Raw genomic sequence first — 14,102 nt, 5'->3', positions numbered from 1 at the left:
GTCGCCGTGGGCGGCCCCGGGATGACGATGGGTTGCGCGGGCGTCCCGCGCAACACGCCCCATCGGCGACGCCCCTCCCCCGCCGGGGGGGAGGGTTCGCGCATCAGACCTCGACCACCTGCACGTGGCAGGCGGGCTTCTTGCCCCAGACCTCGTTCACCGCGGAGCGGATCGCGCGGTCGACGGCCTTCTCGACGCCCTCGGCATCCCGGCGCTTCTGCTTCGACAGGCCCGAGAGCGTGCGCGACACGCACTCCACCACGACGTCGAGCATCGCCTGGCCGTTCCGGCCGCGATTGGGCAGGCCGATGATGTCGATCGCGGGCTCGCCCAGGATCTCGCCCTGCTCGTCGATGGCGATGGCCACCGAGACCAGACCGGCCTGCGAGAGCTTGCGGCGCTCGGGGATGGCCCGGTCCTTGGCGTCGATCAGGACGTTGCCGTCCTTGAACAGGCGCCCGGCCTTGACGTGGTCGACGATCTCCGGCGTGCCGGGCGCCAGGCGCACGACGCTGCCGTTGCGGGCCTTGACGATGTTCGGCACGCCCTGGGCCCGGGCGAAGCGCGCGTGCTCGTCGAGATGCAGAGCCTCGCCGTGGACGGGGATCGCCGTCTGCGGCCGGGTCCAGGCATACATCTCCGCCATCTCGTCGCGCCGGGGATGGCCCGAGACGTGGACGAGCTTGGTGCGGTCGGTGACCACCTCGATGCCCGCATTGACGAGGTCGTTGATGATCGCGCCCACCGCCCGCTCGTTGCCGGGAATGGCCCGCGACGAGAAGATGACGCGGTCGCCCGCCGCCAGGGTGATGTCGGGATGGTCGTCGCGCGAGACGCGGGCGAGCGCGGCGCGCTCCTCGCCCTGCGAGCCCGTGAGCAGGGCCACGACCTTGTCGCGGGGCAGGTAGCCGTAGCTGTCCGACGAGCGGAAGTCCGGCAGGCCGTCGAGGAAGCCGCATTCCCGGGCGACCCCGATGACCCGGTCCATGGCCCGACCGACCGCGATCACCTCGCGGCCGCAGGCCTGGGCCGCTTCCGCCACCGCGCGCATGCGGGCGACGTTGGAGGCGAAGGTCGTCACCGCGACCCGGTGGGGGGCGTCGGCGATGAGCTCGCGCAGGGTGGCGGCGACCTCGGCCTCGCTCGGGGAACGCCCCTCGCGCACGACGTTGGTGGAATCGCTGATCATCGCCAGGATGCCCTCGTCGCCGAGGGCCCGGAAGGCGGCCTCCGAGGTCACGTCGCCGAGGATCGGGGTCGGGTCGAGCTTCCAGTCGCCGGTGTGCAGCAGCAGGCCGTGCGGCGTCCGGATGGCCACCGCGTTCGACTCGGGGATCGAGTGCGAGACGGGCACGTACTCGATCTCGAAGGGGCCGATCTGGACCCGGCGGCCGGCCTGGATCTCCTTCAGGATGACCTTGGGCGCGCCCGGCTCGCTCAGGCGGCGGGCCTCCAGCAGGTTCTTGGCGAAGCGCGTCGCGTAGACGGGCGCCTTGAGCTTGGGCCAGAGCTCACCGATCGCGCCGATATGGTCCTCGTGCGCGTGGGTGATGAAGATGCCCAGGAGGTCGTCCTTGCGCTCCTCGATGAAGCTGAGATCCGGGAACATCAGGTCGATGCCGGGAAATCCCTCCTCGCCGGCGAAGCCCATGCCGCAATCGACCATGATCCATTTGCGCCGCTTCGGGGGGCCGAAGCCGTAGAGCGCCGCGTTCATGCCGATCTCGCCCACGCCGCCGAGCGGCACGAAGACGAGTTCGTCTTGCCCTGTCGTCATTGTCCGTCCAAACCTCAAGCCGCCGTCGCGGCCGTTCCCAGATGCACCTCGCCCGCCGTCACGGTCCGTCGCGTCCCATCCTCCGATCGGACCACGAGCCGCCCCGCCTCGTCGATCGTCTCGAAAATTCCGTGTACGAGGGTGTCGCCCGTGCGCACCGAAACCGGCGCGCCGATCCCGGCCGCGTCAGCGATCCAGCGCTCGCGGATCCTCGAGAATCCGCGGCCACACTCCCAACGTCGCGCGGCGTCGACGAGTCCGTCCGTCAGGTGGACGAACAGGTCCTCGGCGCGCGTGTCGTACTGCATCTGCCTGAGGCACGTCGCGCGATAAGGCAAGCCCTGCGGCGTCGCAGCGACATTGACACCGAAGCCCATCACCACCGCGCGGCGCCCGCCGGGCCGGCTCTCCGCCTCCAGCAGCAGCCCCGCCAGCTTGGCGCCGGAGGCCAGGACGTCGTTCGGCCATTTCAGGCGGCACCCGGTGATGCCGGCCGCCGCGAGGGCGGAGGCCAGGGCGGTGCCGGCGACGAAGCCGAGGGTCGGGACCTGGTGGGGATCGACGTCGTCCAAGGGCCAGAGCAGGCTCGCGGTCAGGTTCCCGGGCTCGGAGACCCAGGCGTTGCCGCGCCGGCCCCGTCCGGCCTCCTGCCGGTGCGCCACCACCCAGAGCGGTCCCGCCTCGCCCGCGCGAAACCGGTCCAGCGCCTCGGTGTTGGTGGAGCCGAGGCGGTCGTGGACGTGGAGGCGGTGCCCCTCCCCCCGCGCCAGGGCACCGAGGGCGTATCCGCTCAAGGACCTAGAACAGCGACTTGGCGGCGGCGCTCGCGGCCCCGACGATGGGACCCGGCACGATCCCGAGCAGGACCACGACCACGCTGGCGAGGCCGAGGACGATGCGGGCGCCCGGCGGCATCGGCTCGTAGGCGGCCACCGGCTCGTCGAAGTACATCACCTTGACGAGGCGCAGGTAGTAGAACGCGCCGACCACGCTGGTGACCACGCCGATGATCGCCAGGGCCACGAGGCCGGATTTGATGGCGGCGAGGAAGACGTAGTACTTCGCGAAGAAGCCGGCCAGCGGCGGGATGCCGGCCAGCGAGAACATCATCGCGGCGAGGCAGAAGGCCATGACCGGATGGGTGCGCGACAGGCCCGCGAGGTCGTCGACGGTCTCGAACATCTGGCCGCCGCGCCGCAGCGACAGCAGCACCGCGAAGGCCCCCAGGGTCATCGCCAGGTAGATCATCATGTAGACGACGACGCCGCTGACGCCCTCCTGCGAGCCGGCGGCGAGGCCCACCAGCGCGTAGCCGACATTGCCGATGGAGGAATAGGCCATCAGGCGCTTCAGCGAGCGCTGGCCGATGGCGGCGAAGGAGCCCAACGCCATCGAGGCGATCGCCACGAAGACGATGATCTGCTGCCAGACCGCGGTCACGTCCGGGAAGGCGCCGATGAACAGCCGCACCGTCATCGCCATGGCAGCCATCTTGGGCGCCGAGGCGAAGAAGGCGGTGACGGGCGTCGGCGAGCCCTCGTAGACGTCGGGCGTCCACATGTGGAACGGCACGGCCGCGAGCTTGAAGGCGACGCCGGCCGAGACGAAGACGATGCCGAGCACGATGCCGAAGCCGGCGGTGCCGTCCAGGGCCGCGACGATGCCGGGGAACGAGACCGTGCCGGTGAAGCCGTAGACCAGGGAGGCGCCGTACAGGAGCATGCCCGAGGAGAGCGCGCCGAGGACGAAGTACTTCAGCCCGGCTTCCGTCGACTTCAGGTTGTCGCGATGGAAGGCCGCGATGACGTAGGCGGCGAGCGATTGCAGCTCGAGGCCGAGATAGAGCGAGATCAGGTCGTTGGCCGAGGCCATCACCATCATGCCGATGGTGCAGAGGATCAGCAGGATCGGAAACTCGAACCGGTCGATGCGCTCGCGCTGGAAGTAGTCGCGCGAGAGCAGGATCGTGGCCGCCGAGCCCAGCAGGATCAGGGCCTTCATCACCTTGGAGAAGTTGTCGACGATGAAGGAGCCGTTCAGGGTCGTGATCTTGGCGCCCGACTGGGACATGACCGCGAACAGCGCGACCACCAGCAGGATGAGCGCCCCGACATTGACGCCCTCGGCGGAGCGTTCGCCCCGGAACGCACCGTAGAGGATCAGCACCAGCACGCCGATGCTGAGGATCAGCTCCGGCAGGGCGGGCCCGAGCGCGGGCAGGACGATCTGAGCGGCGTTCATCGGGTCAAAGCCTTCAGCGCGACGCGGGCGGCAGGGTGGCCGCGGCGGTCTGCGTGTTCGAGAGCGCGGTCCGCATGCTCTGCATCAACGCTTCCGTCGAGGGCGCGAAGGTGTCGAGCACGGGGGCCGGGTGGACGCCGTAGTAGATCGTCAGGGCGACGAGCGGCGCGATGATCATCTTCTCGCGCAGGTCCAGGTCGAGGATGCCCTGCAGGTTGGGCTTCTCGAGCTTGCCGTAGATCACCCGGGCGTAGAGCCAGAGGGCGTAGCCGGCCGACAGGATGATGCCGAAGACCGAGAAGAACGCCACCGTCGGGTTGGCCCGGAAGGCCCCCATCATGGCCAGGAACTCGCCGACGAAGCCGGAGGTGCCGGGCAGGCCGACATTGGCCATGGTGAAGACCATCATGGCCGCCGCGTAGAGCGGCATCCGCTTCACGAGGCCGCCATAGGCGGCGATCTCGCGGGTGTGCATCCGGTCGTAGACCACGCCGACGCAGACGAAGAGCGCGCCGGAGACGATGCCGTGCGAGATCATCAGGAACAGGGCGCCCTGGATGCCCTGCTCGTTCATGGTGAAGAGGCCCAGCGTCACGAAGCCCATATGCGCCACCGAGGAATAGGCGATGAGCTTCTTGATGTCGGTCTGCATCAGCGCGATCAGCGAGGTGAAGATGATCGCGATCACCGAGAGCGCGAACACCATCGGGGCGAAGGCGTGGCTCGCGTCCGGGAACATCGGCAGCGAGATCCGGATGAAGCCGTAGCCGCCCATCTTCAGGAGGATGCCCGCCAGGATCACCGAGCCGGCGGTGGGCGCCTCCACGTGCGCGTCGGGCAGCCAGGTATGGACCGGCCACATCGGCATCTTCACCGCGAAGGAGGCGAAGAAGGCCAGCCAGAGCCAGGTCTGGAGCTCCACCGGGAAGCGGGTGTGCAGCAGGGTCGGGATGTCGGTGGTGCCGGCGTGCCAGTACATCGCCATGATGGCGAGCAGCATCAGCACCGAGCCGAGCAGGGTGTAGAGGAAGAACTTGAAGCTGGCGTAGATGCGCCGCTTGCCACCCCAGATGCCGATGATGAGGAACATCGGGATCAGGCCGGCCTCGAAGAACAGGTAGAACAGCACCAGATCGAGGGCGCAGAACACGCCGATCATCGTCGTCTCGAGGACGAGGAAGGCGACGAAATACTCCTTCACCCGGGTGTTCACCGAGAGCCACGAGGCGCCGATGCAGAACGGCATCAGGAAGGTGGTCAGCAGGATCAGCGGCATCGAGAAGCCGTCGACGCCGAGCTTGAAGCGGGTGGCCTCGCTCAGCCAGGCATGGGTCTCGACCAGCTGGAAATTCGCCGTGGTCGCGTCGTAGCGGCCCCAGGCCACCAGCGAGAGCAGGAAGGTGGCCAGCGTGGTGATGAGCGCGGCCCAGCGGGCGTTGCGCTTCGAGGCCTCCGTCTCCTCGCCGAGGGTGAGGATGAAGGCCGCGCCGCAGAGCGGCACGATGAGGAGGCCGGAGAGGATTCCGAGGCCGAACATTAGCGGGCGCTCCGATACGTGACAGCGGCCATCAATGGGCGACCTTGGGCAAGCCGGTCAGCATGTACCAGCTGATGAGGGCGGCGACGCCGACGAGCATGACGAAGGCGTAGTGGTAGACGTAGCCGGTCTGGAAGCGGACCACGCCGCGGGTCACGTCCAGCACGCGCGTGGCGATCCCGTCGGGGCCCATGCCGTCGATGACGCGGCCATCGGCCTCCTTCCAGAGGAACTTGCCGAAGTCCTTGGCGGGACGGACGAAGATCCGGTCGTAGAGCTCGTCGAAGTACCACTTGTTGAGCAGGAACCGGTACAGGCTCGGCTGCTGGGCGGCGAGCTGGCCCGGCAGCTCGGGCCGGCGGATATACATCCAGTAGGCCAGCACGAAGCCGATCAGCATCATGATGAAGGGCGCGTAGGAGACCAGGGCCGGCACCGCGTGGATGTCGTGCATGATGTGATTGTCGGGACCGTGGCCCAGGGCATGGCCCCAGAACGCGTCCATGCCCTCGCCGATGAAGCGGTTCTTGAAGATCAGGCCGGCGAAGAGCGCGCCGAAGGCCAGGAGCGCGAGGGGGACCGTCATCACCAGCGGGCTCTCATGCGGGGTCTGCGCATGGTCGTGGTGCTCGATGGCGCTGTGCGAGGCCGGCTCCAGGTCGTGGCCCTTGTCATCGTGGGCGACGCCCTCGTGATGGCCCGGCGCGCCGTCGGCCTCCGCGGAGGTCGCGGCATGGACCGAGGTGGCCGCATGGGCCGAAGTCGGTGCATGAGCGGCCTGCGCCACCGCGTGGTCGTCGTCGTGGTGCGCCCCGTGGCCGGCCCAGCGGGCCGGTCCCTCGAAGGTCATGAAGAACAGGCGCCAGGAGTAGAACGAGGTCATCAGCGCGGCGACGACGGTGCACAGGAAGGCGAGCGTGTGCCCGGGCCGGGTCGAGGCGTAGGCCGCCTCGATGATCGCGTCCTTGGAGTAGTAGCCGGCGGTGAAGGGGAAGCCGATCAGCGCCAGGGTGCCGATGGTCATCATCGCCGAGGTGAAGGGGATGTAGCGGCGGAGATTCCCCATGTTCCGCATGTCCTGCTCGTGGTGCATCGCGTGGATGACCGAGCCGGCCCCGAGGAACAGCAGCGCCTTGAAGAAGGCGTGGGTGAAGAGGTGGAAGACGGCGGCCGAGTAGGCGCCGACGCCGAGGGCCACGAACATGTAGCCGAGCTGCGAGCAGGTCGAGTAGGCGATCACGCGCTTGATGTCGTTCTGGACGAGGCCGATCGTGGCCGCGAAGAACGCCGTGATGCCGCCGATGACCGTGACCACGATGAGGGCGTTGGGGGCGAGCTCGAACAGCGGCGACAGGCGCGCCACCATGAACACGCCGGCCGTCACCATGGTGGCGGCGTGGATCAGCGCCGAGACGGGGGTCGGCCCCTCCATCGCGTCCGGCAGCCAGGTGTGCAGCAGGAACTGGGCCGACTTGCCCATGGCGCCCATGAACAGCAGCAGGCAGGCGAGCGTCAGGGCGCTCCAGTCGTAGCCCAGGAAGTGGAAGGTGGCGTCCTTGATCTCGGGCGCACGGGCGAAGATGCCGTCGAAGGCGATCGAGCCGGTGAGCACGAAGACGAGGAAGATGCCCAGCGAGAAGCCGAAATCGCCGACGCGGTTGACGATGAAGGCCTTCATGGCCGCGGCGTTGGCCGAGGGCTTCTCGTACCAGAACCCGATCAGCAGGTAGGAGGCGAGGCCGACGCCCTCCCAGCCGAAGAACATCTGCACGAGGTTGTCGGCCGTCACCAACATCAGCATGGCGAAGGTGAAGAGCGACAGGTAGGCGAAGAAGCGCGGCCGGTGCGGATCCTCCTCCATGTAGCCGATGGAGTAGAGGTGCACGAGGGTCGAGACCGAGGTCACGACCACCAGCATGATCACCGTCAGGGTGTCGATGCGGAAGGCCCAGTCGACCACCAGGTCGCCGGCGGTGAACCAGGTCGCGACCTGCACGCGGGTGGCGTGCTCGGTGCCCGGGACCTCGAGGAAGGCGCCCCAGGACAGCAGCGCCGAGAAGGCGAGGAGGCCGGTGGTGATGCCCTCGCTGAGCTTGGCGCCGAGCTGGCGGCCGAACAGGCCGGCGAGCAGCGCGCCGACGAGCGGGAGGAAGACGATCGCGTGATACATCGCTGGCTTGTCCGGCCTCCTGGGTGCGCCCGGTCCCCGCGCGATGCGCGAGGAGCCCGAGCGGCGACCTGTGGGGTTCGTGTCACCGCCCCGGCGGCGCGGTCACCGCGCTGCCGGGCGTCAAATCGAGTGTCGCCTCGGTTCCGCTCAGCCCTTCATCATGTTGACGTCCTCGACCGCGATCGAACCGCGGTTTCGGAAGAACACGACGAGGATGGCGAGGCCGATGGCCGCCTCCGCCGCCGCGACCGTCAGCACGAACAGGGCGAAGACCTGACCGGTGATGTCGTTGAGGTGGGTGGAGAAGGCGACGAGGTTGATGTTCACCGCGAGCAGGATCAGCTCGACGGACATCAGGATGACGATGACGTTCTTGCGGTTCACGAAGATGCCGAGCACGCCCAGCGTGAACAGGATCGCGGCGACCGTCAGGTAATGGCTCAGGCCGATCATCGGATGTGGCTCCCGGTCTCTGCCGTTCGAGGTCCGCCGGCCATCAGACTTCCACGCCCTGGCGCGACGGCACCTTGCGGGTTTCCACCGCCATGGTCTGGGTGCGCGCGTTCTGCACGGAGATGTTCTGGCGCTTGACGCCCGGACGGTCGCGCAGGGTCAGCACGATGGCGCCGATCATCGCGACGAGCAGGATCAGGCCGGCGAGCTGGAAGAAGAAGACGTAGTCCGTGTACAGCACCCGGCCGAGAGCCTGGGTGTTGGTGACGGCCTCGGCGCTGGCCACGGGACCGAGGGGCGCCTGCACGAGGCCCGGATCGATGGTCCAGGAGCCGACCACGAGCAGCAGCTCGATCAGGAAGACCGCGCCGATCAGCGCGCCGATGGGCAGGTATTGCTGGAAGCCCTGGCGCAGCTGCGCGAAATCCACGTCGAGCATCATCACGACGAACAGGAACAGCACCGCCACCGCGCCGACATAGACGACCACGAGGATCATCGCGAGGAACTCGGCGCCCATCATCACGAACAGGCCGGCGGCGTTCACGAAGGCCAGGATGAGGAAGAGCACGGAGGCCACGGGATTGCGCGAGGCGATCACCATGAAGCCCGAGGCGATGGTCACACCTGCGAACAGGTAGAAGAAGGCAGCGGCTGCGCTCATGCGATTCTAGAGATCAGCCGTCCCGAGGACGGCCCCTTCTGCCGAAATTGTGCCACGGCCCACCGGCCGCCCGTCTATAGAACCCGCCCCTGCGGTGCACAACCGCCTCGGCGGGTTCCGGTCGACTCCGTGGGCACGGAATCGCCCCTCTGTCTCATCCCGCGGCTGCGCCCGGGCGCGTCCGGCGCTCGGACGCGCGGTCCGCGGATGGGCAAACGCGCGTCCGGCGCCCGGTCGCGCTGTCCGCGGATGGCGTAGACGCGCGTCCGGTGCCCGGTCGCGCTCAGCGGTAGGGCGCGTCCACCGCGAGGTTGCGGGCGATCTCGCGCTCCCAGCGGTCGCCGTTCAGGAGCAGCTTCTCCTTGTCGTAGAGCAGCTCCTCGCGGGTCTCGACCGAGAACTCGAAGTTCGGGCCTTCCACGATCGCGTCCACCGGGCAAGCCTCCTGGCACATGCCGCAATAGATGCACTTGACCATGTCGAGATCGTAGCGGGTCGTGCGGCGGGTGCCGTCGTTGCGGCGCGGGCCCGCTTCGATGGTGATGGCCTGGGCGGGGCAGATCGCCTCGCACAGCTTGCAGGCGATGCAGCGTTCCTCGCCGTTGGGATAGCGGCGCAGGGCGTGCTCGCCCCGGAAGCGCGGGCCGCGATGGCCCATCTCGAAGGGGTAGTTGATCGTGGCCTTCGGCTTGAAGAAGTACTTCATCGCCAGGACGAACCCGGACGCGAACTCCTTGAGCAGCAGACCCTTAGCGACCTGATCGAGCTTCATGGCCCGGATCTCCGTGAGGGGTTGTCAGGCGCCCGGCGCGAGGCCGGTGAGCTTGAGGACAAAGGCGACGACGATGACCGAGACGAGCGAGAGCGGCAGGAACACCTTCCAGCCGAGGCGCATGAGCTGGTCATAGCGGTAGCGCGGCACCATGGCCTTCACCATGGCGATCATGAAGAAGAGGAAGCTCGCCTTGAGGGCGAACCAGATCAGGCCCGGCACCCAGGTGAAGGGCGCGAAGGGGATCGGCGAGAGCCAGCCGCCGAGGAACAGCACCGTCCCGAGGGCGCACATGGTCATGATGGCCACGTACTCGCCCAGCATGAAGAGCAGGTACGGGGTCGAGGAATACTCGACCATGTAGCCGGCCACGAGCTCGGACTCGGCCTCCGGCAGGTCGAAGGGCGGGCGGTTCGTCTCGGCCAGCGCCGAGACGAAGAACACCACGAACATCGGGAACAGCCAGAGCCAGTACCAGCCCAGGATGCCGAGCGCGGTGTCCTGCGCCATGACGATGCGCGACAGGTTCAGGGAGCCGGCGCAGAGCAGGACGCAGATGATGACGAAGCCGAGGGAGACTTCGTAGGAGATCATCTGTGCGGCCGAGCGCAAGGCGCCCAGGAAGGCGTATTTCGAGTTCGAGGCCCAGCCGCCCATCAGGACGCCGTACACGCCCAGCGACGAGATCGCGAAGATGTAGGTGATGCCGACGTTGAGGTCGGCGATGGCCCAGCCCTCGGCCAGGGGAATCACCGCCCAGGCGGCCAGGGCCAGGGTGGCGAAGACCAGGGGGGCCAGCAGGAACAGCGCCTTGTTCGCGCCGGCCGGGATCACCGGCTCCTTCAGGACGAACTTCAGGAGATCGGCGAAGGACTGGAACAGGCCCCAGGGCCCGACCACGTTGGGGCCGCGCCGGAGCTGCACCGCTGCCCAGATCTTGCGATCGGCCAGGAGCGCGTAGGCGATGAAGACCAGCAGCAGCGCCAGGAGCACGAAGCTCTTGAACGCTAGCAGCAGGACGGTGCCGAGGACTTCCCAGAAGGTCATCGCAGGAGATCCTTATTCGGCCGCTTCGAGGCCGCGCACCCGGGCGAGGCTCGAACACTCGGCGAGCACGCGCGAGGCGCGGGCGATCGCGTTGCTGAGGTAGAAGTCCGGCACCGCCGAGACGAAGGCCGTGCGGGTCGGCTCGCCGCCGAGACCCGACAGCGTCTCCACCGTGGCCACCGCATCGCTCGGGGCGATGGCGTCGAGGGCCGCGAAGTGCGGATGCTCGGCGTAGAGTGCCCGGCGCAGGGCCGCGAGCGAATCGAACGGCAGGCGCTTGCCCAGGACGTCGGACAGGGCGCGCAGGATCGCCCAATCCTCGCGGGCATCCCCCGGCGGGAAACCGGCGCGATTCGTGGTCTGGACCCGGCCCTCGAGGTTGACGTAGGTCGCGCTCTTCTCGGTATAGGCGGCCCCCGGCAGGACGACGTCGGCCCGCGTGGCGCCCAGGTCGCCGTGGGTGCCCTGGTAGATCACGAACGCACCCGGTCCCACCGCGACCTCGTCGGCACCGAGGTTGTATACCACGTCGAGATTTGCGCCGTTCGCGATCCCGGCGAAGTCGAGCCCGCCCGCCCCCGGCACGAAGCCGAGATCCAGGGCGCCGACCCGTGCCGCCGCGGTCTGGAGCACGCCGAAGCCGCTCCAGTCCGGGGTGACCGCGCCGAGATCCCGGGCGAGCGTCGCCGCGGCGGCGAAGATCGCCGCGCCGTCGGGCCGCGCGAGCGGGCCGGTGCCGACGATGATGAGGGGCCGGCTCGCCGCCTTCAGCGCCTCGGCGAAGCTGTGCTGGCCGGAGGCGAGGTCGGCCAGGGTCTCCGGTCCGGCGCCCAGATAGGTGTGCGGATAGGTCAGGTCGACCGGCTCGCCGATGAGGCCGACCGCCAGGGGACCCATGCGCCAGCGCTTGCGAATGCGCACGTTGAGGAGGGACGCCTCGAGGCGCGGATTGGTGCCGATGAGGAGGATCGCGTCCGCCTCCTCGATCCCGGCAATGCCGGTCCCGAGCGTGTAGGCGACCCGGCCCCAGGCCGGGTCGATCGCCTCGCCGGCCTGGCGGCAGTCGAGGCTGGTCACCCCGAGGGAGGTCATCAAGGCCTTGAGCGCATAGATCTCTTCGACACCCGCGAGATCGCCCACCACCGCGCCGATGCGCGTCGGATCGGCACTCTTCACCCGCGCGGCGATGGCGGTGAACGCCTCACCCCAGGAGGCAGGGCGCAGGCGACCGTTCTCCCGCAGGTAGGGCCGGTCGAGGCGCTGGGTGCGCAGGCCGTCCACCGCGTGGCGGGTCTTGTCGGAGATCCACTCCTCGTTGATGCCCTCGTGCACGCGCGGCTCGATCTGCATGACTTCGCGACCGCGGGCATCGACCCGGATGGCGCAACCGACGGCGTCCATCACGTCGACGGATTCGGTCTTCGAGAGCTCCCAGGGCCGCACCTCGTAGCTCTGCGGCTTGTGGACGAGGGCGCCCACGGGGCAGAGGTCGGCGACGTTGCCCTGAAGCTCCGAGCCCATGGCGGATTCGAGGTAGCTCGTGATCTCCATGTCCTCGCCGCGCCCGATGGCGCCGAGATCCGGCACGCCGGCGACCTCCGCCAGGAAGCGGACGCAGCGGGTGCAATGGATGCAGCGGTTCATGGCGGTCCGCACCAGCGGGCCGATATACTTCTCCTCGACGGCGCGCTTGTTCTCCCCGTAGCGCGTGGAGTCGACGCCATAGGCCATCGCCTGGTCCTGCAGGTCGCAATGGCCGCCCTGGTCGCAGATGGGGCAATCGAGCGGGTGATTGATGAGGAGGAACTCCATCACCCCCTCGCGGGCCTTCTTTGTCTGGCCCGAGCGTGTCAGCACCTCCGGCGGCTCGCCGTTGGGTCCGGGTCGGCAGTCCTTCACCGCATAGGCACAGGAGGCCACCGGCTTCGGCGCGCCCTTGAGTTCCACGAGGCACATCCGGCAATTGCCCGCGATGGACAGCCGTTCGTGGAAGCAGAAGCGCGGGATTTCCGCGCCTGCAGCCTCGCAGGCCTGGAGCAGCGTGTACTCAGCCGGAACATCGACCTCGGTGCCGTCGACGACGATCTTGGTCATGCGTGGGTCTCGGTCTCGAAACTTAGGGGCGGCGCGAAGGGCGGATCACTCCGCCGCCATCGGCACCGGATCGGAATGCGGATTGGCGCTGTAGCGGTCGATGCGCTTCTCGATTTCGGGACGGAAGTGCCGGATCAGGCCCTGGATCGGCCAGGCCGCCGCGTCGCCGAGCGCGCAGATGGTGTGGCCTTCGATCTGCTTTGTGACGTCGAGAAGCATGTCGATCTCGCGGCGTTGGGCCCGGCCTTCCGCCATCCGCAGCATCACGCGCCACATCCAGCCCGTACCCTCGCGACACGGGGTGCACTGGCCGCAGGACTCGTGCTTGTAGAAGTAGGCGATGCGCGCGATGGCCGAGACGATATCGGTGGACTTGTCGAGCACGATCACCGCCGCCGTGCCGAGGCCGGAGCCGAGGTTCTTCAGGGTGTCGAAGTCCATCTTCGCATCGATGATCTGCTCGGCCGGCACCAGGGGAACCGAGGAACCGCCCGGGATGGAGCAGAGCAGGTTGTCCCAGCCACCGCGCATGCCGCCGCAATGCTTGTCGATGAGTTCGCGGAAGGTGATCCCGAGCTCCTCCTCGACGTTGCAGGGCTTGTTGACGTGGCCCGAGACGCAGAACAGCTTGGTACCGGTGTTGTTCTTGCCGCCAAGACCGGCAAACCAAGCGCCGCCGCGGCGTAGGATGGTACCAGCCACCGCGATCGATTCGACGTTGTTGACCGTCGTTGGGCAACCGTAGAGGCCCATATTGGCAGGGAACGGAGGCTTCAGGCGCGGCATGCCCTTCTTGCCTTCGAGGCTCTCCAGCAGCGCAGTCTCTTCGCCGCAGATGTAGGCGCCGGCCCCGTGGTGGACGTAGATATCGAAGGGGTAGCCATGGACATTGTCCTTGCCGACGAGGCGGGCCTCGTAGGCTTCGTCCACCGCCCGTTGAAGGGCGTGCTTCTCCGCGACGTACTCGCCGCGAATGTAGATGTAGCAGGCATGCGCGGCCATCGCGAAGGAGGCCAGCATGCAACCCTCGATCAAGAGGTGCGGATCGTGCCGCATGATCTCCCGGTCCTTGCAGGTGCCCGGCTCTGACTCATCAGCGTTGACGACAAGGTAGTGGGGGCGCCCGTCGGACTTCTTGGGCATAAACGACCACTTGAGGCCGGTGGGAAAGCCGGCGCCGCCACGGCCGCGCAGGCCAGACTGCTTCATCTCGTCGATGATCCAGTCGCGGCCCATTTCCAAGAGAAACTTGGTGCCGTCCCAGGCACCGCGCTGCCTCGCGGCTTCCAGCCCCGGGGAGTGCAGGCCGTAGAGGTTCGTGAAGATGCGATCCTGATCGGCGAGCAT

Annotated in this window: 11 protein-coding genes; all 11 read right to left on the bottom strand. The window is 68.1% G+C overall.

The features are described 5' to 3' along the window. Nucleotides 1–103 precede the first annotated feature (103 nt). The 11 genes from ASF58_RS03770 to nuoF all read right to left on the bottom strand — a co-directional run bounded on the left by ASF58_RS03770 (nt 104) and on the right by nuoF (nt 14,102). A complete protein-coding gene (locus ASF58_RS03770) occupies nt 104–1,777 on the bottom strand; it encodes a ribonuclease J (RefSeq protein WP_055947383.1) in 1,674 nt (557 codons plus the stop codon). A gap of 14 nt (nt 1,778–1,791) precedes the next feature. Next, nucleotides 1,792–2,571 carry a biotin--[acetyl-CoA-carboxylase] ligase gene (locus ASF58_RS03765; protein WP_055947381.1) on the bottom strand — a complete coding sequence of 260 codons (780 nt, stop codon included), beginning with the start codon at nt 2,569–2,571 and terminating at the stop codon, nt 1,792–1,794. A 4-nt stretch (nt 2,572–2,575) separates the two neighbouring features. Next, nucleotides 2,576–4,018, bottom strand: coding sequence for an NADH-quinone oxidoreductase subunit NuoN (gene nuoN / locus ASF58_RS03760; RefSeq protein ID WP_055947378.1), 1,443 nt, complete (start codon nt 4,016–4,018; stop codon nt 2,576–2,578). 13 nt (nt 4,019–4,031) lie between these two features. Continuing rightward, nucleotides 4,032–5,555 carry an NADH-quinone oxidoreductase subunit M gene (locus tag ASF58_RS03755; RefSeq protein WP_055947375.1) on the bottom strand — a complete coding sequence of 508 codons (1,524 nt, stop codon included), beginning with the start codon at nt 5,553–5,555 and terminating at the stop codon, nt 4,032–4,034. A 31-nt stretch (nt 5,556–5,586) separates the two neighbouring features. Further along, nucleotides 5,587–7,725 (bottom strand): NADH-quinone oxidoreductase subunit L, encoded by a 2,139-nt coding sequence (gene nuoL / locus ASF58_RS03750; RefSeq protein ID WP_055947371.1) that lies wholly within the window; start codon nt 7,723–7,725, stop codon nt 5,587–5,589. Nucleotides 7,726–7,872: 147 nt separating this feature from the next. Then, a complete protein-coding gene (gene nuoK, locus ASF58_RS03745; protein ID WP_055947368.1) occupies nt 7,873–8,178 on the bottom strand; it encodes an NADH-quinone oxidoreductase subunit NuoK in 306 nt (101 codons plus the stop codon). A 43-nt stretch (nt 8,179–8,221) separates the two neighbouring features. Continuing rightward, nucleotides 8,222–8,842 (bottom strand): NADH-quinone oxidoreductase subunit J, encoded by a 621-nt coding sequence (locus tag ASF58_RS03740; protein WP_055947364.1) that lies wholly within the window; start codon nt 8,840–8,842, stop codon nt 8,222–8,224. A gap of 283 nt (nt 8,843–9,125) precedes the next feature. Continuing rightward, on the bottom strand, nt 9,126–9,614 hold the full coding sequence (gene nuoI / locus ASF58_RS03735) for an NADH-quinone oxidoreductase subunit NuoI (RefSeq protein ID WP_055947361.1): 489 nt from the start codon (nt 9,612–9,614) through the stop codon (nt 9,126–9,128). Nucleotides 9,615–9,638: 24 nt separating this feature from the next. Then, nucleotides 9,639–10,661, bottom strand: coding sequence for an NADH-quinone oxidoreductase subunit NuoH (gene nuoH / locus ASF58_RS03730; protein WP_055947358.1), 1,023 nt, complete (start codon nt 10,659–10,661; stop codon nt 9,639–9,641). A 12-nt stretch (nt 10,662–10,673) separates the two neighbouring features. Further along, nucleotides 10,674–12,755 carry an NADH-quinone oxidoreductase subunit NuoG gene (gene nuoG / locus ASF58_RS03725; protein ID WP_055947355.1) on the bottom strand — a complete coding sequence of 694 codons (2,082 nt, stop codon included), beginning with the start codon at nt 12,753–12,755 and terminating at the stop codon, nt 10,674–10,676. 45 nt (nt 12,756–12,800) lie between these two features. After that, nucleotides 12,801–14,102, bottom strand: coding sequence for an NADH-quinone oxidoreductase subunit NuoF (gene nuoF / locus ASF58_RS03720; protein ID WP_055947352.1), 1,302 nt, complete (start codon nt 14,100–14,102; stop codon nt 12,801–12,803).

The organism is Methylobacterium sp. Leaf125 (assembly GCF_001423085.1).
Classification (GTDB): domain Bacteria; phylum Pseudomonadota; class Alphaproteobacteria; order Rhizobiales; family Beijerinckiaceae; genus Methylobacterium.
This window is presented reverse-complemented; position numbering and strand designations above follow the sequence as displayed.